Origin of the sequence: Enterobacter pseudoroggenkampii (assembly GCF_026420145.1) — a bacterium.
Taxonomy (GTDB): Bacteria; Pseudomonadota; Gammaproteobacteria; order Enterobacterales; family Enterobacteriaceae; genus Enterobacter; species Enterobacter pseudoroggenkampii.
Window position 1 is genome coordinate 2,665,946 of record NZ_JAPMLV010000001.1, and the last position, 18,839, is coordinate 2,684,784.

An 18,839-nucleotide genomic window follows, 5' to 3' on the forward strand; every position below is an offset into this window, starting at 1 on the left:
CCTCGCAGAATGACATCACGCCGCTACGCCGTGATGGAACCGCGATCACAGCACATAACGTCACATGTAACCTTTCGCGTCATTTGTTTTTAAAACAATAAGATAGCTGGATAAGTGCGCCTGAAGACTGCTAGTTTTATGACCATGACGCACCCCGAGTGCGCGGTTCAATAAGAGAGAAAGCCATGAAACGAGCCGTGAACGCCCTACAAAATTTCGGAAAATCATTGTACGGACCGGTACTTATCTTACCGATCGTCGGTCTGTTCATTGCCTTTGGTAACGTGCTGGGTAACGGTAATCTCGCGGAGTATCTGCCGTTTCTTGGCCATCCCCTGATTCAGCATATTGGTCAGCTTATCGCGAAATCTGCCGTGTCGGTGCTGGTGAACCTGGCGCTGGTGTTTGCGGTAGGGATCCCGATTGGTCTGGCGACGCGTGATAAAGGCTATGCCGCGCTGATTGGTCTGGTGACCTTTGTCGTATTCATCAACGCCATGAACGTCACGCTGCAGCTGCAGGGCGCGCTGGCGCCAGCTGCTCAGATGAAAGCGGCCGGACAAACCATGGTGCTGGGCGTGCAGGTGCTGGAGATGGGCGTTTTTGCCGGGATCCTGACCGGTGCGCTCTCCGGCTATCTGTACAACAAATACTCCGGCGTACAGTTTAACGGCGCGATGGCGATTTACTCCGGCCACTGTTTTGTCGCCATTGTGATGCTTCCGGTCTCCATGCTGCTCGGCGTAGTGATGAGCGAACTGTGGCCGTTTGCCCAGCAAGGTATTAGCGCCCTGGCGCTGGCCATCAAAGGTTCCGGACCGTTTGGCGTGGCCATCTACGGCTTCCTGGAACGCATTCTGGTCCCCACTGGCCTGCACCATCTGGTCTATACCCCGTTCCTCTATACCGAACTCGGGGGCACGCAGGAGGTCTGCGGCACGGTGTATCAGGGCGCGCGCAATATCTATTTTGCCGAAATGGCCTGCCCGCAGGTGAAGCAGCTCAGCAGCACCGTGGTGTGGGACGCCCGCGGCATCAGCAAGATGTTTGGCCTGCCCGCCGCGGCGCTGGCGATGTATATGACTGCCAGGCCAGAGCGTAAAGCGGCGGCCAAAGCGATTCTGATCCCGGCGGCGCTGACCTCGCTGCTGGTCGGCGTCACCGAGCCGATTGAATTCTCCTTCCTGTTCGTCGCCCCGCTGCTGTTCGTGGTGCACGCGGTGCTGACCGGCATCGGCATGATGCTGTTCTCCCTGCTGGGCGTTCACGCCATCGGCGCCAACGGGATTATCGACTTCATCCTCTACAACCTGCCGCTCGGCACGGAGAAGTCCAACTGGCCGATGTACATCCTAGTCGGGCTGATCATGTTCGCCCTCTACTTCGTGGTGTTCCGCTTCCTGATCCTGCGCTTCAACATGAAAACGCCGGGCCGTGAAGATGAGGACCAGGAGACGCGCCTCTACAGCAAGCAGGAGTACCAGGCGAAGGGCAATAACGACGGTCTGGGCGAGTCCATCGTGGTGGGGCTGGGCGGCCGGGAAAATATTGAAGTGGTGGACAACTGCTACACCCGCTTACGCATCACGGTAAAGGACGTCGCCATTATCGACGAGCCGCGTCTGAAGACGACCGGCGCGAAAGGGATTATCAAACAAGGTAACAACGTTCAGGTGGTCTATGGGCTGCATGTCAAAAAAATGCGAGAAGCCGTTGAGACGTTTCTCTGAAAGGAGCTAAAGATGTTTACACCCCCATTCATTCTGTCGATTGCCGGCGGCGGCAGCACCTACACGCCGGGCATTGTGAAAAGCCTGATGGTGCGCCTCCAGGATTTCCCGCTGGCCGAAATTCGCCTGTACGATATCGACGAGGCGCGTCAGAACACCATTGCGCCCGTCGTCGAGAAGGTCATTCGCGACCACAGTCAGCGCATCAAATTTACCGTCACCAGCGACCCGGAAGTGGCCTTCAGCGGCGCGCATTTCGTCTTCGCCCAGATGCGCGTCGGCCAGTATAAAATGCGCGAGCAGGATGAGAAGATCCCGCTGCGTCACGGCGTGGTCGGCCAGGAAACGTGCGGACCCGGGGGTCTGGCGTACGGACTGCGCACGATCCTGCCGATGGTGGAGCTTATCGATCTGGTGGATCGCTATGCGCACGAGAAGGCCTGGATCGTGAACTACTCCAACCCGGCGGCGATCGTCGCGGAGGGCGTACGCCGCCTGCGCCCGAACGCGCGGGTGCTGAACATCTGCGATATGCCGGTAGCCGCGATGCGCAATATGGGGGCGATTCTGGGTGTCGATCGCCACAAGCTCGAAGTCGACTACTTCGGCCTGAACCACTTCGGCTGGTTTACCCGCGTGCTGGTGGACGGCGAAGACAAGCTGCCCGAGCTGCGTAAGCATATCGCGAAGTTTGGCCTGCTGACGGAAGATGCGGCCAAAACCGACCCGCAGCATTCCGATCCCTCCTGGGTGAAGACCTGGCGCAACATTAAGCCGATTATGGACAACTTCCCGGAGTATCTGCCGAACCCGTATCTGCAGTATTACCTGATGCCGAACCAGATTGTGGCGCACCAGAACCCGGACTATACCCGCGCCAATGAAGTGATGGACGGGCGCGAGAAAAAGCTGTTCGCCGCCGCCGAAGAGTATAAGCGCACCGGGATCCTGCCGGATGCCTTCCACGTGGGCGTGCACGGCGAGTTTATCGTCGATGTCGCCCGCTCGCTGGCCTTTAACCTGCGAAGCCGCCATCTGGTGATGGTGGAAAACCGCGGCGCGATTACCAACCTGCCTTACGATGCCGTGGTAGAAGTGCCCGCTTATATCACCTCCGAGGGCCCGGAACCGATCCGCATCGGTCAGGTGCCGCTGTTCCATCAGACCCTTTTGCAACAGCAGCTCGCCTCTGAACAGCTGCTGGTGGAGGCGACCATAGAAGGCAGCTATGAGAAAGCCCTGCAGGCATTCACCCTCAACCGCACCGTGCCGACCATGGAACATGCGAAAGCCATTCTGGATGAGATGATCGAGGCCAACCGCGACTATTGGCCTGCGCTGCAAAAAGCCTGGCAGGACGGCGAAACGGTGAAAAAATAGGGGCTTGCTCGCGAGTTGAACGTGGTTTGCTTGTCGGTGTCAGAAAAAACACCGACAATCCTTTTTTACGGAAAAGAATGGAGGCAACTCATGTCCACCTCATATTTTGTCGCTGCCGACTGGCTGATTGAGCACGGCGACGATCCGGAAGTTCAGATTATCGACGCGCGTATGGCCCCTCCGGGACAAGAGCATCGTGACGTGCCCGGTGAATACCGTGCCGGGCATCTGCCTGGCGCGGTATTTTTTGATATCGAAGCCCTCTCCGATCACACCACTCCCCTGCCGCACATGCTGCCGCGCCCGGAAGCGTTTTCCGTGGCGATGCGCGAGCTGGGCATCAGCAAAGACAAACACCTCGTTGTTTATGATGAAGGTAACCTCTTCTCCGCGCCGCGCGCGTGGTGGATGCTGAAAAACTTCGGCGTGGAAAAAGTCTCGATTCTTGCCGGCGGGCTGGCGGGCTGGAAGCGCGACGAGCTGCCGCTTCAGCAGGGCGACGTGACGCTGCCGGAAGGTGAATTCGACGCGACCTTTGACACCCACGTGGTAAAACGCCTGACCGACGTGCTGGTCGTGAGCCATGAAAAAACGGCGCAAATCGTCGATGCCCGTCCTGCTCCACGCTTCAATGCCCAAGCGGATGAACCGCGTCCGGGGCTGAAGCGCGGACATATTCCGGGCGCGCTGAACGTGCCGTGGGGCGACCTGGTGTTTGAGGGCGAACTGAAAACCACCGACGAGCTGCGCGCCATTTTTGACCGTGCTGGCGTGGATTTACATCGTCCGATTATTGCCAGCTGCGGCTCCGGCGTCACGGCCTGCGTGGTGATCCTGGCGCTCGCCACGCTCGGTGCGAACGACGTCACGCTCTACGACGGCGCCTGGAGCGAATGGGGTGCGCGAGACGATCTGCCTGTCGAACCCGCGAAATAATGGATAACCGCCTGGCCACGCTGTTAACGCGCGGGGCATCGCTGACCCGCGCGGAGTATCGCGTCCTCGCCCACCTCACGGAGCATCCGCTGCTGGTGGGCAATATTACGGTTCGCGAGCTGGCACAGGCGACGTTCGTTTCTACCGCCACCATTATGCGGCTGTGCCAGAAGCTGGGGTTCAGCGGCTTTAGCGAGTTTATCTGGCACTGCAAGCAGCTGCTCTCCGACACGCCGCATATTGCCGTTCAGGGGCAATCGCGTCCTGAGTTCCCGGCGCTATTTAATCAGTTTATCGCCAACTATCAGCACACCTTTCAGTGGGTCACGCAGGAGAAGCGACAGCAGTTTGCCGACCTGCTGCGCCAGAAAGAGAGCTTCTTTCTCTACGGCGCCGGGTTTTCCTATCTCTTTGCGGAGTACCTGACCAAGAAGCTGCAGGTGCTGGGCAAAACGGCGTTTATCTCCGGGCCGGGGGACAGCCGGAATATTTTCCTCAGCAACGCCGCGCGCTATCAGGTGTTTATTGCCGTCTCGCGCAGCGGCGAAACAGAGCAGGTGCTGGATAAAGCGCGGATTGCCAAAAACGTCGGCATGACGATCGTCGCGTTTACCCGCGCCTCGGCCAACACGCTGGCGGGGATGGCGGACGTGCACTTTGCCCTCCATGATGAAGCGGTACACTTCGCCGCCGAAGCCGCGGGGGTGACGTCGTTTGAGTCGAATCTGGTGCTGCTGATGGATTTACTGCTGCTGGAAGCAACGGGGTGACATTCACCCCGCTGAAATCAGATGATGCGGTTGGTTTTGAGATCGCGCAGGAAGCCACCCCAGCGACGCTCGTAGAACGGGGTGATGTGCTCGGTAATAAAGTGGCTGATGCCTTTCTCACCGTTTTTCACCTGACAGATATCAATCGGCTCATCGCCCGGTAGCGTATCGGTCGCCACGCTGCCCGCCGCCTGAACGATCTCGTCGAAATCGCCATCGGCTTCAATACCGATCAACAGCACCGGCTTTTCGTCCGCGCGCTCTTTGATAGAGCAGAGAAACGCGCGCCTGACGGGCTTGAGCGTTTTGAACAGCGTCGTCAGGGAATCAATCATCTGCGCGGGCGGCTCGGCCACCTCAGACAGCAGCAGCGTTTCGCCCCCTTCCAGCACTTCCTGCGTGCTGAGCGGGTTGCCCTCTTCGCCAATCAGGTGGCTGATTTCACGCGGCGTGAACTCTTTCCCGGTCGGCAATTTAGCGTTGAGGAACAGCGTCTGGCCCAGCGTCATTTCAAACAGGGTACGCACCGGCATTACCACGAACGCCTGTTCGTCTTCTACCGCTTCCTGCAGGGCTTCCAGCGAAGTAAAGAACGGGATCACCGACGTGCCGTCATCTTTCTCCCAGTGCAGCAGATCCAGCGCGCTGTCTTCGACAACCTGCTCACCTTCCGCCGCGGTGCCCGGCACCCAGACGGTGGATTCCAGCAGCGTGCGGAAAAAAGCCGGACGGTGGGCGGGCTCGGTCGCAGCCTGCTCCAGCAGGGTTTCTAATTCGTTTTTGGTATCTGACATAGTTTGGCTACTTCAAAAAACGCCGGGTGGCGCTTCGCTTACCCGGCCTACAAAACCGTAGGCCCGTGCAAGCGCAGCGCCGCCGGGCAATATGATGACTCCGAAGGCGCGCGTAAGCGCAGCGCCACCCGGCTAAAAAGATTACTCAGCCGTCAGCAGGTTCGCTACGGTACGCACGCCCAGACCGGTTGCGCCCGCAGACCACTGCTCAACCGCGGCTTTACGGTACGTTGCGGAGCAGTCGATGTGCAGCCAGCCTTCATGATAATTCTCGACGAAGTGAGACAGGAAGCCTGCCGCGGTGCTTGCGCCCGCCGGGTACGCCGCGCTGGCGGTATTGTTCAGCTCGGCAAAATTGGACGGCAGCTGGCTGCGGTGGAACTCGGCCAGCGGCAGACGCCAGAACGGTTCATTTTCTGCAGCGGCGCTGGCCAGCAGGCGAGCGGCCAGCTTGTCGTCGAAGCTGAACAGTGCATGGTAGTCGTTACCCAGCGCGGTTTTCGCCGCGCCGGTCAAGGTCGCCATATCGATAATCAGTTCTGGCTTCTGGGCAGACGCGTCGATCAGGCCATCGGCCAGCACCAGACGGCCTTCGGCGTCAGTGTTCATCACCTCAACGTTTTTGCCGTTACGGTAGCGAATGATGTCGCCCAGCTTGAAGGCGTTACCGCTGACCATGTTGTCCGCGCAGCACAGGTACAGCTTCACGCGCTTTTTCAGACCGCGGGTGATGGCAAACGCCAGCGCACCGGTGATGGTGGCCGCGCCGCCCATGTCGGACTTCATGGAGTCCATGAACGCGCTCTGCTTCAGGCTGTAGCCGCCGGTGTCGAAAGTGATGCCTTTACCTACCAGGCAGGCAAAGACAGGGGCGTCTTTATCACCGGTTGGGTTGTAGTCCAGCGCCAGCAGCACCGGTGGACGCTCAGAACCACGGCCCACGGTGTGGATACCCATGTAATTCTGCTCGCGCAGGTCTTCACCCTTGGTGATGCGGTAGGACATCTTGTCGCCCGCCACGCCGCACAGCAGGTCAACGGCGCGCTGCGCCAGCTGCTCAGGGCCTAACTCTTCCGCCGGAGCGTTAATGGTGTCGCGTACCCAGTCGATGATTTGCAGACGGCTTTCCAGCTCTTTCTGACCGGCTTCGTCGAGGTTCGCCCACTCAATTTTGCGGGTGCCTTTCGGGCCTTTGTAGCCTGCCCAGAATGCCCAGCTGCGGTCGGTGTCCCAGCCTTCGCCTTCCAGCGAGACATGCTTAATGCCCAGACCGTCAATTTTACGCGCGGCGCGCTGGATCAGGCCCAAATCATCGTTGCCCGTCAGGTGCAGGGTAATACCGTCGTTGTTGATGCTGTAGCTGGCTTTCTCGCCCCAGCGCGCGTCGGCGGGCTGCGTAGAGAGCGTAATCTTCATCGCTTCGGTCATTTTATTTTTCCTTATTAGCAACTAGCAAACGGGCCGCCTGAAGGCAGCCCGTTTTGTTATTTATTCTGCTTCATCTAACCAGACTAACAGAATCGCCTCCAGAATTTTTTCATTGGATGCGTTTGGATCGTCATCGAAATCTTCCAGATCGCAGATCCACTGATGCATGTCGGTGAATCGTACGGTCTTCGGATCGAGATCCGGGTTCGCGTCGTAGAGCGCTTCGCCGATTTCACGGCTGTCTGTCCACTTCAGTCCCATATCAATGCTCGCGTGCGTGGTTGATGGTGTAGCGTGGGAACTCCACGACCAGATCTTCATCGGTCACCGCAGCCTGGCAGCTCAGGCGGCTGTCTGGCTCCAGACCCCATGCTTTATCCAGCATGTCGTCTTCGTCTTCGGTGCTCTCGGCGAGAGAGTCAAAACCTTCACGCACGATGCAGTGGCAGGTGGTGCAGGCACAGGATTTTTCACAGGCGTGTTCCACTTCGATACCTGCACGCAGGGCAACATCGAGAATGGTTTCACCGGTCTTCGCTTCCAGAACAGCGCCATCCGGACAGAGGTCCGCATGAGGCAAAATTACAATCTTTGGCATATTAAACCTCGTCCACGGACTGGCCTTTCAGCGCGACGCGGACAGATTTGTCCATGCGGCGAGCAGCAAAGTCCTGGGTTTGTTTATCAACGTTTTTAATGGCTTCTTCTATTGCGTCAGCGTCATTGCCTTCAGCGACCACGCTTAAGCGCGCGGCGGCTTCGTCAATCACCTGACGCTCAGCGGCGCTGAGCAGCGCGGCGTCGGCAGCGAGCGCGCCGGTCAGGCTTTCCAGCACGCGGGCGGCTTCAACTTTCTGCTCCGCCAGCATACGCGCCTTCACATCCTGCTCGGCGTAGCTCATTGAGTCCTGAATCATAGAGGCGATTTCGCCATCGGTCAGGCCGTAGGACGGCTTCACCTGGATGGACGATTCCACGCCGGTGGATTTTTCCATCGCCGTGACGCTCAGCAGGCCGTCCGCATCCACCTGGAAGGTGACGCGAATATGCGCCCCGCCTGCAGGCAGCGCCGGGATACCGCGCAGCGCAAAGCGCGCCAGAGAGCGGCAGTCCTGCACCAGCTCGCGTTCGCCCTGCATTACGTGGATGGACATCGCGGTCTGGCCGTCTTTGAAGGTGGTGAACTCCTGCGCGCGCGCCACCGGAATGGTGGTGTTACGCGGGATCACTTTCTCCACCAGGCCGCCCATGGTTTCTAACCCCAGCGACAGCGGGATGACGTCCAGCAGCAGCATTTCGCTGTCCGGCTTGTTGCCGACCAGAATATCGGCCTGGATTGCGGCGCCCACGGCAACCACTTTGTCCGGGTCGATGGAAGTCAGCGGCGTGCGGCCAAAGAATTCGCCCACGCGCTCGCGCACCAGCGGCACGCGGGTCGAACCGCCCACCATGACCACTTCCAGCACCTCGTTCGCCTCAACGCCCGCATCTTTCAATGCGCGACGGCAGGCCAGCAGGGTGCGTTTCACCAGCGGGGCGATCAGATCGCTGAACTGGTCGCGGGTGATGTCACCCTGCCAGCCCGCAACGTTTACGGTAACCGTCTGCGCATCGCTCAGGGCGATTTTGGCGTCAATAGCCGCATCCAGCAGCTCGCGCTGTACGCGCGCATCGCTGCGATCGCTGATGCCCGCCTGCTCGCGAATGTAGTCCGCCAGCAGATGGTCGAAGTCATCGCCACCCAGCGCGGAATCCCCGCCGGTCGCCAGCACTTCAAATACCCCACGGCTCAGGCGCAGGATTGAAATATCAAAGGTACCGCCGCCGAGATCGTAAACCGCAATGACCCCTTCCTGACCGGAGTCGAGGCCGTAGGCAATCGCCGCCGCCGTCGGTTCGTTCAGCAGACGCAGCACGTGCAGGCCCGCCAGACGCGCGGCGTCTTTGGTGCCCTGACGCTGTGCATCGTCAAAGTAGGCAGGAACGGTGATCACCACGCCGTCCAGATCGCCACCGAGCGTTGCCGTAGCGCGCTCAGCCAGCGCTTTGAGGATGTCAGCAGAAACACGAATCGGGTTCAGCAGACCGGCCGCGGTCGCGATCATCGGCAGGCCGTTTTCACTGGCCTGCAGCTGATACGGCAGATGCGGGTAGCGGGTCTGAATATCGGCCAGCGAGCGGCCCATCATGCGCTTGACGGAGCTGATGGTGTTGGCCGGATCGCGCGCGGCGTTGGCGCGGGCGTCATAGCCGACCGCGTGACCCTGCTGCTGGTAGTGGACCACGGAAGGCAGCAGATGGCGGCCCTGCTCGTCAGCCAGCGTTTCCGCCTGGCCGCTACGCACGGTCGCCACGAGGGAATTGGTGGTGCCCAGATCGATACCCACCGCCAGACGACGCTGGTGCGGTGCGGCACTTAAGCCAGGCTCACTAATTTGTAATAAGGCCATAATTGCTTCCGAAATTAAAAATCGAGCAGCTTTTCTTCGAGTTGTTCAGCACTGCTTCGCAGTTTATCGAGAAAACGGAGTTTGCGCACAGTATCTGCCGCCACGTCCCAGGTCTCGTTGTTCAGTTGCTCCACCATCTGCTGATGGCGGGTATCGAACATGCCCTTCACGCGCGTAATAAAGCTTTCCAGACGCGCTTCGTCTTTGGCCTGTTCAATCTCATCGAGCTCTTCGCGAAGCTCCAACTGCTCCATCAGAAACGCCGTGTCGCGCACGGTGTGCTGTTCGCTCGCCAGATCAAAACCGTGGAGCGAGAGCAGATATTCAGCGCGCGCCAGCGGATGACGCAGCGTCTGCCAGGCCTGGTTGATGGTCGCAGAGTGCGATACCGCAGCCAGCTGCTCTGCCTGAGTACCGCTCGCGAATTTGTCCGGATGGTACTGACGCTGCAGATCCTGAAAGCGGATCGTCAGCGCCTGGAGATCAATCGGGTATTGAGCGGGTAGTCCGAAGAGAGTGAAGTAATCCATAACAATCTCAGGGGTAGCCTGTTAAAACAAACCCCACGCGTAGCGGGTAACGCCACGGTGGGGTTTCGGATGACGCGCGGTTAAACGTGGAAGCTTTCGCCGCAACCACACTCGTCTTTGACGTTCGGGTTCGTGAATTTAAACCCTTCGTTCAGGCCTTCTTTAACGAAGTCCAGCTGAGTGCCGTTGAGGAATTGCAGGCTTTTGCCATCGACCACCACCTTCACGCCCTTGTCTTCAAACACGGTGTCGTCAGACGCCGGTTCATCAACAAACTCCAGTACGTAAGCCATACCAGAACAGCCGGAGGTACGTACGCCCAGTCGCAGGCCAAAGCCTTTACCACGGTTCGCCAGAAAAGAGCTTACTCGCGCGGCAGCGCTGTCGCTAAGGGTAATCGACATACTCAAACCTCAATTATTTTGCTTCACGTTTGCTTTTGTAATCCGCAATGGCGGCTTTGATCGCGTCTTCTGCCAGAATTGAGCAGTGAATTTTCACCGGTGGCAGTTCGAGTTCTTCAGCAATATCCGTGTTCTTGATTGCCTGTGCTTCGTCCAGAGACTTGCCCTTCACCCATTCGGTGACCAGGGAGCTGGACGCAATTGCAGAACCGCAGCCGTAGGTCTTGAAGCGCGCGTCTTCAATGATACCTTCATTGTTGACTTTAATCTGCAACTTCATCACGTCGCCACACGCTGGCGCACCGACCATGCCGCTACCAACAGATTCGTCGCTGTTGTCAAAAGAGCCAACGTTGCGTGGGTTTTCGTAATGATCGATGACTTTTTCGCTGTATGCCATGATTGAATTCTCCTTATGTACCGATTAGTGATGTGACCATTCAATGCTGTTCAGATCCACGCCCTGCTTGAACATTTCCCACAGTGGAGAAAGGTCGCGCAGACGGCCAATGGAGTTGCGAACCAGCTTGATGGTGTAGTCAATCTCTTCTTCGGTAGTGAAACGACCTAAAGAGAAACGGATAGAGCTGTGTGCCAGCTCGTCAGTCATACCCAGCGCGCGCAGCACGTAGGATGGCTCAAGGCTTGCAGAAGTACAGGCAGAACCGGAAGAAACGGCCAGGTCTTTCAGCGCCATGATCAGCGACTCGCCTTCAACATAGTTGAAGCTGACGTTGAGGATGTTTGGTGCGCCCTGCTCGAGATCGCCGTTCAGATACACTTCTTCCATATCTTTCACGCCGTCCCACAGACGGTTACGCAGCGTGCGCAGGCGTGCCATCTCGGTTTCCATCTCTTCTTTTGCAATGCGGTAAGCTTCGCCCATGCCCACGATCTGGTGAACAGGCAGCGTACCGGAACGCATGCCACGCTCGTGACCGCCACCGTGCATCTGTGCTTCGATGCGGATACGTGGTTTACGACGAACGTACAGCGCGCCGATCCCTTTCGGGCCATAGATTTTGTGGCCGGAGAAGGACATCAGGTCCACTTTCAGTTGGCTCAGGTCGATAGGCAGTTTGCCCACGCTCTGGGTCGCGTCCACGTGGTAGATGATACCGCGCGCGCGGCACATTTCGCCGATGGTCGCGATGTCCTGCACCACGCCGATTTCGTTGTTGACGTGCATGATGGAGACCAGAATGGTGTCATCACGCATGGCCGCTTCGAGCTCTTTCAGGTCGATGATGCCGTTGCTCTGTGGCGCCAGGTAGGTGACTTCATACCCTTCACGCTCCAGCTGACGGCAGGTGTCCAGCACGGCTTTATGTTCGGTTTTGCTGGTGATGATGTGCTTGCCTTTTTTCTGATAAAAGTTGGCTGCACCTTTGATCGCCAGGTTGTCGGATTCGGTCGCACCGGAGGTGAAAACAATCTCACGCGGGTCGGCACCCACCAGGTCAGCAATCTGATTACGGGCGATATCAACCGCCTCTTCAGCATGCCAGCCAAAACGGTGTGAACGGGAAGCTGGGTTACCAAAGTTTCCGTCCAGGGTCAGACACTGCATCATTTTCTCGGCAACACGCGGGTCCACCGGCGTGGTTGCGGAGTAATCGAGATAAATCGGTAATTTCATTGCTCTTTAAACTCCGTACATCGCTTCAATGCAAGGAATCAGGCAACCGGCTGGATGTACGACCGAGTACACGGGGCGAGTCTTCGCCCCGGCCTGATTCTGAAATACTTATCGTTTTATTACGCGCGCAGTTTGACGTCGATAGCGTCCTGCGCGCGGGTGCTGCGTTGGGAATCCTGACTGTGCTGACGGCCCGAAACATCCAGAACTTCCTGGTTATTGACCAGTTCACCCAGGGTGATGTTGTTCAGGAAGCCGGTGAGACGGTCGCTCAGATCGCGCCACAGCGCGTGGGTCAGGCACTTATCGCCGCCCTGGCAGCCGCCTTTACCCTGGCAACGGGTCGCGTCAACGGATTCGTCAACTGCGCTAATCACTTCACCAACTGCAATACTGCCCGCGTCTTTACCCAGCAGATAACCGCCGCCTGGGCCACGAACGCTGGAAACCAGTCCATTTTTACGCAGTCTGGAGAACAGCTGTTCCAGATAAGAGAGGGAGATCCCTTGTCGTTCAGAAATATCAGCCAACGGAACCGGGCCCGCTTCGGAGTTGAGCGCAACGTCCAGCATCGCGGTCACGGCATAACGCCCTTTAGATGTCAGTCTCATGTCTTACTTAACCTCAAACTCGCCCCTGCCCGGGGTTTTTTATAGTAAAATGGGGTATTGCATAGCAGGGCCAAGTCTGACATTCCTGACTAAAATGGTCAACTATTTACTTGACTGTTTTAGTCAGGTATTTAACCTTCTGTGCCTTCATAATACAGGTGCGGCCTGATGCCCTCACCCCGCCCCTCTCCCACAGGGAGAGAGAAAACAAACCGGCACTACTCTTTATTCTTCTGCTCAATCGACGCCAGAATTCCGCGCAGGATGTTCAGCTCCTGGCTTTCCGGACGCGCGCGGGTAAACATACGGCGCAACTTGTTCATTACCTGGCCCGGGTGGCCTTCACGGATAAAGCCGGTTGAGAGCAGCGTCTGCTCCAGGTGACCGTAGAAACGCTCAAGGTCGTCCACCAGCGGGTAAGCCGTCTCTTCTTTCGGCTCGACCTCTTTTTCCTGCGTTGCCAGCCACGCCATACGGACTTCATAAGCGATAACCTGCACCGCCATCGCCAGGTTCAGCGAGCTGTACTCCGGGTTTGCCGCAATCGCGACGTGATAATGGCACTTCTGCAGCTCGTCGTTGGTCAGGCCAACGCGCTCGCGGCCAAACACCAGCGCAACCGGCGCCTGTTCTGCCTCCGCGACACTTTTCAGGCCGCATTCACGCGGATCGAGCATTGGCCACGGCAGCGTGCGCGAACGCGCGCTGGTACCCACAACGAGGCTGCAGCCGGCCAGCGCTTCGTCAAGGGTATCGACGATCTGGGCATTACCGATCACGTCGCTGGCCCCGGCCGCCAGCGCGATAGCCTGCGAGTCGGGTTTCACCAGCGGGTTAACCAGCCACAGGTTCGTTAAGCCCATGGTTTTCATAGCGCGGGCAACGGAGCCCATGTTGCCGGTGTGCGATGTTTCGACCAGCACGATTCGAATGTTTTGCAGCATAATTTTTAATGTCTGAATTCAGCGTCTGAAGAATATTCGGGCATATTATCATAAACGGGAGACATAATCCGATCCCGCTGCTATACTCTGCGCCGATTTTCCTGTTCTTTAACATCCAGTGAGAGAGACCGATGCATCCGATGCTGACCATCGCCGTGCGCGCAGCGCGCAAGGCGGGTAATGTAATTGCCAAACACTACGAAACGCCAGACTCCGTAGAAACCAGCCAGAAAGGCAGCAATGATTTCGTGACGAACGTCGATAAAGCCGCAGAAGCGATTATTATCGAAACGATCCGCAAATCTTACCCACAGCACACCATCATCACCGAAGAAAGCGGTGAACATGAAGGTACCGATCAGGATGTTCAATGGGTTATCGATCCACTGGATGGCACCACCAACTTCGTCAAACGCCTGCCACACTTCTCTGTGTCTATCGCAGTACGCATTAAAGGCCGTACTGAAGTCGCCGTTGTGTACGATCCAATGCGTAACGAACTGTTCACCGCGACCCGCGGTCAGGGCGCACAGCTGAACGGCTACCGTCTGCGCTGCAGCAACGCACGCGATCTGGACGGCACCATCCTGGCGACCGGTTTCCCGTTCAAGGCAAAACAGCACGCGACCACCTATATGAATATCCTGGGCAAACTGTTCACCGAATGCGCGGACTTCCGTCGCACCGGTTCTGCTGCGCTGGATCTGGCCTATGTTGCCACCGGCCGCGTTGACGGTTACTTCGAACTCTCACTGAAGCCATGGGATTTTGCAGCGGGCGAGCTGATCGCGCGTGAAGCAGGCGCCATTGTTTGCGACTTCACCGGCGGCCATAACTATCTGTCTACCGGCAACATCGTTGCGGGTAACCCACGCGTTGTTAAAGCCATGCTGGCAAACATGCGTGATGAACTGAGCGATGCGCTGAAGCGTTAATCCCGGTAATTCCCTCTCCCTGTGGGAGAGGGAATTGAAACTAAAAAGGCCGCAATCCCCTTCCCACCGGCACCGCACTCATCCACATCGTTACCGCCGCTACCAGCAGAATCACCCCGCCCGCCAGCGCGAGCGTTGTCCAGCCAACCTGCCGCCACAGCACCGGTGTTTTATTGCCGCTGAGTTTGACCGCCAGCTGACGGAAGCTGTGTACCAGCAGCGCTAAAGACGAAATGGTGAGAGAGGTTCCTGCCGCCATCGCCAGCGCGGACAGCATGCCCCAGCCGAACACGCCTATCACCTTACTGAACAGCAGCACCATGATGGCACCCGAACACGGGCGCATGCCCATAGAGAGAACAATCACCAGCCGCGCGCGCCAGTCGTCGCCGTTCTGTAATTGTTCCTGCGTGGGCAAATGCTGATGCCCGCAGCCGCAGTTTTCATCATGAACGTGGTGCGGCGTAAAGGTTTTGAATTTCGGCTTTTGCAGCAGCACGCGCAGCTTTTTGAGCGCCCGCCAGCAGAGGATCAGCCCCAGCAGGCCCACCAGCGCGTAGCTGCCCTTCTCCAGCCAGAAGCTGCTCAAGTGCAGCTGGCGCGCGGGAAGCTGTAACAGCGAAAGCACGACCACCACGAGCGCAATCGCCACGCCGCCCTGAAGCAGCGAGGAGGCCAGCGTCAGGCCGATACTCGATTTCAGCTTTGACGGATGGGTGGCGAGCCAGGTCGTGATGACGATTTTGCCGTGCCCCGGCCCCAGGGCGTGCAGAACGCCATAGACAAAACTGAACGCCAGCAGGGAACCACCCGCTTTGGTCGGGTTCTCCGCCACCGCCTTCAGCAGACCGCTCATCTGCTGGTTAACCTCACGCTGCCAGATAATGCTTTTCATCATGACCTGCGGCCAGGCCTGCCACAGCCACAGCGCACCGCCAGTTGCTAACAGTAAAAAGAGCGCCAGCGGCCAGAGGTGCAGCCAGCGGCGCGGTTTCCGAACCGGAGAGGAGATCACTGACATTGTAACGTCACCTCCTGCGCAAACTGTTTACCCAATTCCATATCCTCGGGCGGTGCATCTTCTTTATCAAGCGAGACCGCAAAGTTCAGCGTCTCTTCGCTGGGTTTGGGGGTGTGCACGCCAATTTTGCAGCTTTTTTGCAGCGCGTCCGGCAGCCGTACGTCGCTGTCTTTGTCATAGCGCATGTCAACATAGTAGGTAGGGTCAAAGGTGGAAAAGCGGTACGTTTGCCCCGCCAGCGGCTGCGGATGCGCCAGCGGAAGCACGAACGTCAGCACCGCCTGGTGCCCTTCACGCGTCATCCCGTATTCCGTGGGTCGGTTCAGAAATTTGACCTTTTGCCCGTTGTGCCAGAATTCAGTGAAGTAGTGCTGGCCGAGTACGTTGGCCATTACTTCCGCCGCCAGCTTTTTCCAGATTTCATCGCCGGGCTTCGCATTTCCCGCATCGTAGAGCAGATCGGCCGAGGTGATTTCATCCATCGTCCAGCGCATTTTCAGGCCGCTCAATTGCGTGCCGTCGGTGACCAGCTCGGTTTTGAGGTCGATAAAGCTGTGAGGGTGTGCGCTGGCGGTTAAGCTGATAACCGCCAAAAATAACGCCATCGCACATTGTTTAACTGTTTGCATCAATTCCTCACGTCAAAAATTCTGTGATGTTCCCCAGCAATCCTGAGTGAAAGGCCTGCCGGCGCGCTTTTCAGCGCTCATCCTTTAGCTATTCTTATCAAACATTCACACTGGATACCCGACAGATGATGACGACGCTTGAAATTCCATCTGTGCTTTCCAGTTCGCAGCGCCGCTGCCAGGTGCTTTTGATGCTTTACCTGCCCGATGCTGCCGTCACCGCACAGAGCATAATCGCTGCCAACGGCGTGGACGACGCGATGGCACGGCAAGATATAGCCGAGACGCGCGATGAAATCCAGCGCTATCACCGGCTGGATATCGTTACGCACCACGACGGCTGCTACCGGATTGAAGGCACAGCCCTGAATCAGCGTTTATGCCTGCTGCACTGGCTGCGCCGGGCGCTGCGGCTTTGCCCGCAGTTCGTCTCGCACCAGTTTACCCCCGCATTAAAAACCGCGCTTAAACAACACGGCATCGCGCGGCCGCTTTACGACGATGCGAACCTGCGGGCACTGATCGGCTTCTGCTCACGCAAGCTCCAGCGCCAGTTTGAATGCCGCGACGTCCAGTTTTTACAGCTTTATCTGCAATACTGCCTTATTCAGCACCAGCTCGGGAATACGCCGCAGTTTTCCCACGTTCAGCGCAGCTGGACCCAGTCGAGAGGGGAGTATTTTACGGCGCAGGAGATCGTGCGCCACTGGAGACGGCGCGTCCCGCAGGGTGCCCACGGGGATGAACAGCTGTTTCTGGCGCTGCTGTTTATGATGCTCCGCACCCCCGATCCGGTGCTTGATAAGCACCAGCAGGATCAGCGTCTACGCCGGGCCATCGTGCGCATGGTGGCCCGCTTTCGTTCCCAGACCGGGATGAACTTCAGCGATGAACAAGGGCTGACCGATCAGCTGTATATCCATCTGGCTCAGGCGCTGGACCGTTCGCTGTTTGAGATCGGCATCGACAATAGCCTGCCGGAGGAGATCCACCGCCTTTATCCCCGACTGTTACGCACCACGAAAGAGGCGCTGTTTGAGCTGGAGGCGGAATTTGGCCTGCGTTTTTCCGATGAAGAGATGAGCCTCGTGGCGGTGATTTTTGGTGCCTGGCTGATGCAGGAGACTGACCTGCATGAAAAACAGGTGATCCTGCTGACGGGAGACGATAAAGCCAGCGAGGAGCAGATCGAACAGCAGCTTCGCGAGCTGACGCTGCTGCCGCTCAACATTCGCTACCTGACGCTGCAGGCTTTTCAGAAAGAGGGGGCGCCGCGCGAAGCCGCGCTGGTTATCACCCCCTACCCTACGGCCCTGCCGCTGTTCTCGCCGCCGTTGATTCATGCCGTTGAGACATTGAACGCGCAGCAGCAAGAACATATTCGCGCCATGCTGGAATCATAGCGACGCGCGGGGAGCCACTTTAGGGCGAACAACGATGGCGGGCAAGGCGACCAGCGCCATCACCCAGAAGACGCCGTGCCCCAGATGCTGATAGAGGAACCCCGCAAACACCGTCATGATCGCGATACTGCCCCCCATCGCCACTGCCGAATAGACGGCCTGCAGACGAATCACGTCCCCGCCCTCGCGCGCTGCGATATAGCGCATCGCCGCCAGATGGCACACGGTAAAGGTGCCGCAGTGAAGAATTTGCGCCACAATCAGCCACGGCAGATCGGTCGTCCAGCCCATAATCCCCCAGCGCGCCACCCCACACACGGCGGAAAGCAGCAGCAGGTCACGCGCGCCAAAGCGACGGAACAGTTTTTTGCTCAGGGCAAAGATAATGACTTCGGCCACCACGCCCAGCGACCATAGATAGCCCACGGCGGAAGCGGAATACCCTGCCCCCTGCCAGTAGATAGCGCTGAAACCATAGTACGCCGCATGTGCCCCCTGAAGGAGGCACACGCACGCCAGAAAACGCCAGCTCTGCGCGACCAGGCTCCGCCATGCGGGCCAGCCGGCGCTCTCCTGATGGCGACTTTCCCCTTGCGGCATCACCGATGGTCGCAGCAGCATACCCAGCAGCATCGAGGCAATGCCGATGCTCAGCAGGGCAAGAATGGCGCGGTAATCGTAAAGGCTGACCAGTTTGCCCACCAGCGCCGAGCCAATCACAAAGGCGATAGAGCCCCACAGACGCACGCGACCGTAGTCCATGGTGATCTGCTTTTGCCAGGTGTTCGCCAGGGCATCCGTCAGCGGCACCAGCGGTGAGAAGAACAGGTTAAAGCCGACCATCACCACCATCAGCCAGGCAAACTGGTGGCTGACCCAGAAGCAGGCCACAAAGACCAGGGTCAGCAGAGCAAGAATGCGCACGGCCTTGATCAGTAAGGAGGGATCGCTGACGCGCGGGGCAATCAGCAGGCTGCCGAGGAAACGCGCCACCAGCCCGGCCCCCAGCAGGACGCCGATGGTCTCGGGCGTCAGGCCGATACCCTTGAGCCAGACGCTCCAGAAGGGCAGAAAAATACCGTAGCTAAAGAAATAGGTGAAATAACTGAGCGCCAGCCAGCGCGTGGAATGCAAGACCATGAATCCCTCCCGAAATCGAGGCCATAGTCTGGCGTTAAATCAAAGCCTGCGCAAGCAACTATTAACAAGTGAATAACACACATATTTAGCAGGGC

The 18,839-nt window shown here is 58.1% G+C and carries 20 protein-coding genes; 6 read left to right on the forward strand and 14 right to left on the reverse strand.

The window, feature by feature from the left end; all coding sequences use genetic code 11:
* The first annotated feature begins 185 nt into the window (after positions 1-185).
* The 4 genes from OTG14_RS12945 to OTG14_RS12960 all read left to right on the forward strand — a co-directional run bounded on the left by OTG14_RS12945 (position 186) and on the right by OTG14_RS12960 (position 4,816).
* Positions 186-1,730, forward strand: coding sequence for a PTS transporter subunit EIIC (locus OTG14_RS12945; RefSeq protein WP_267215165.1), 1,545 nt, complete (start codon positions 186-188; stop codon positions 1,728-1,730).
* 12 nt (positions 1,731-1,742) lie between these two features.
* Complete coding sequence (locus OTG14_RS12950; protein WP_267215166.1) at positions 1,743-3,110, forward strand: 6-phospho-alpha-glucosidase; 1,368 nt, start codon at positions 1,743-1,745, stop codon at positions 3,108-3,110.
* 90 nt (positions 3,111-3,200) lie between these two features.
* Positions 3,201-4,046, forward strand: coding sequence for a 3-mercaptopyruvate sulfurtransferase (gene sseA / locus OTG14_RS12955; protein ID WP_267215167.1), 846 nt, complete (start codon positions 3,201-3,203; stop codon positions 4,044-4,046).
* Positions 4,046-4,816: a MurR/RpiR family transcriptional regulator gene (locus tag OTG14_RS12960; protein ID WP_267215168.1), complete on the forward strand. Its 771-nt coding sequence runs from the start codon at positions 4,046-4,048 to the stop codon at positions 4,814-4,816. The genes sseA and OTG14_RS12960 overlap by 1 nt, the downstream gene beginning before the upstream one ends.
* Positions 4,817-4,833: 17 nt before the next feature.
* Here the strand turns inward: OTG14_RS12960 and sseB are convergent, their stop codons facing one another.
* From sseB to trmJ, 11 genes are all read right to left on the reverse strand, one after another.
* On the reverse strand, positions 4,834-5,610 hold the full coding sequence (gene sseB, locus OTG14_RS12965; RefSeq protein ID WP_032648693.1) for an enhanced serine sensitivity protein SseB: 777 nt from the start codon (positions 5,608-5,610) through the stop codon (positions 4,834-4,836).
* A gap of 141 nt (positions 5,611-5,751) precedes the next feature.
* Positions 5,752-7,038 carry an aminopeptidase PepB gene (gene pepB / locus OTG14_RS12970; RefSeq protein ID WP_024908644.1) on the reverse strand — a complete coding sequence of 429 codons (1,287 nt, stop codon included), beginning with the start codon at positions 7,036-7,038 and terminating at the stop codon, positions 5,752-5,754.
* 60 nt (positions 7,039-7,098) lie between these two features.
* Entirely contained in the window at positions 7,099-7,299 is a 201-nt protein-coding gene (iscX, locus tag OTG14_RS12975; RefSeq protein WP_003860650.1) for a Fe-S cluster assembly protein IscX, read from the reverse strand.
* 1 nt (position 7,300) lies between these two features.
* The gene (gene fdx, locus OTG14_RS12980) at positions 7,301-7,636 is read right to left on the reverse strand and encodes an ISC system 2Fe-2S type ferredoxin (RefSeq protein WP_003860652.1); all 336 of its coding nucleotides are present in this window, start codon (positions 7,634-7,636) and stop codon (positions 7,301-7,303) included.
* A 1-nt stretch (position 7,637) separates the two neighbouring features.
* Positions 7,638-9,488: a Fe-S protein assembly chaperone HscA gene (gene hscA, locus OTG14_RS12985; protein ID WP_024908643.1), complete on the reverse strand. Its 1,851-nt coding sequence runs from the start codon at positions 9,486-9,488 to the stop codon at positions 7,638-7,640.
* A gap of 14 nt (positions 9,489-9,502) precedes the next feature.
* Positions 9,503-10,018 (reverse strand): co-chaperone HscB, encoded by a 516-nt coding sequence (gene hscB, locus OTG14_RS12990; RefSeq protein WP_024908642.1) that lies wholly within the window; start codon positions 10,016-10,018, stop codon positions 9,503-9,505.
* A gap of 80 nt (positions 10,019-10,098) precedes the next feature.
* On the reverse strand, positions 10,099-10,422 hold the full coding sequence (gene iscA, locus OTG14_RS12995) for an iron-sulfur cluster assembly protein IscA (protein WP_003860659.1): 324 nt from the start codon (positions 10,420-10,422) through the stop codon (positions 10,099-10,101).
* 13 nt (positions 10,423-10,435) lie between these two features.
* Positions 10,436-10,822, reverse strand: coding sequence for a Fe-S cluster assembly scaffold IscU (gene iscU, locus OTG14_RS13000; RefSeq protein ID WP_003860661.1), 387 nt, complete (start codon positions 10,820-10,822; stop codon positions 10,436-10,438).
* 24 nt (positions 10,823-10,846) lie between these two features.
* Complete coding sequence (gene iscS, locus OTG14_RS13005; protein ID WP_008502157.1) at positions 10,847-12,061, reverse strand: cysteine desulfurase; 1,215 nt, start codon at positions 12,059-12,061, stop codon at positions 10,847-10,849.
* Between the two features lie 119 nt (positions 12,062-12,180).
* Positions 12,181-12,672: a Fe-S cluster assembly transcriptional regulator IscR gene (gene iscR, locus OTG14_RS13010; RefSeq protein ID WP_024908641.1), complete on the reverse strand. Its 492-nt coding sequence runs from the start codon at positions 12,670-12,672 to the stop codon at positions 12,181-12,183.
* Between the two features lie 218 nt (positions 12,673-12,890).
* Positions 12,891-13,616, reverse strand: a complete 726-nt coding sequence (gene trmJ, locus OTG14_RS13015; RefSeq protein ID WP_267215169.1) for a tRNA (cytosine(32)/uridine(32)-2'-O)-methyltransferase TrmJ — start codon at positions 13,614-13,616, stop codon at positions 12,891-12,893.
* 131 nt (positions 13,617-13,747) lie between these two features.
* Between trmJ and suhB the strand changes: the two genes are divergently transcribed.
* Positions 13,748-14,551, forward strand: coding sequence for an inositol-1-monophosphatase (gene suhB / locus OTG14_RS13020; RefSeq protein ID WP_024908639.1), 804 nt, complete (start codon positions 13,748-13,750; stop codon positions 14,549-14,551).
* Positions 14,552-14,591: 40 nt separating this feature from the next.
* On the opposite strand, the gene OTG14_RS13025 is transcribed toward suhB, so the two are convergent.
* Together OTG14_RS13025 and OTG14_RS13030 are read right to left on the reverse strand one after the other, a co-directional pair.
* Complete coding sequence (locus OTG14_RS13025; protein ID WP_267215170.1) at positions 14,592-15,572, reverse strand: nickel/cobalt transporter; 981 nt, start codon at positions 15,570-15,572, stop codon at positions 14,592-14,594.
* Complete coding sequence (locus tag OTG14_RS13030) at positions 15,563-16,201, reverse strand: DUF1007 family protein (RefSeq protein WP_024908637.1); 639 nt, start codon at positions 16,199-16,201, stop codon at positions 15,563-15,565. The genes OTG14_RS13025 and OTG14_RS13030 overlap by 10 nt, the downstream gene beginning before the upstream one ends.
* Positions 16,202-16,326: 125 nt before the next feature.
* On the opposite strand from OTG14_RS13030, the gene csiE reads away from it, so the two are divergent.
* Entirely contained in the window at positions 16,327-17,604 is a 1,278-nt protein-coding gene (gene csiE / locus OTG14_RS13035; protein ID WP_126534752.1) for a stationary phase inducible protein CsiE, read from the forward strand.
* Here csiE and OTG14_RS13040 read toward each other — a convergent pair.
* A complete protein-coding gene (locus tag OTG14_RS13040) occupies positions 17,599-18,744 on the reverse strand; it encodes a 3-phenylpropionate MFS transporter (RefSeq protein WP_024908635.1) in 1,146 nt (381 codons plus the stop codon). The genes csiE and OTG14_RS13040 overlap by 6 nt on opposite strands.
* Positions 18,745-18,839: the final 95 nt, after the last annotated feature.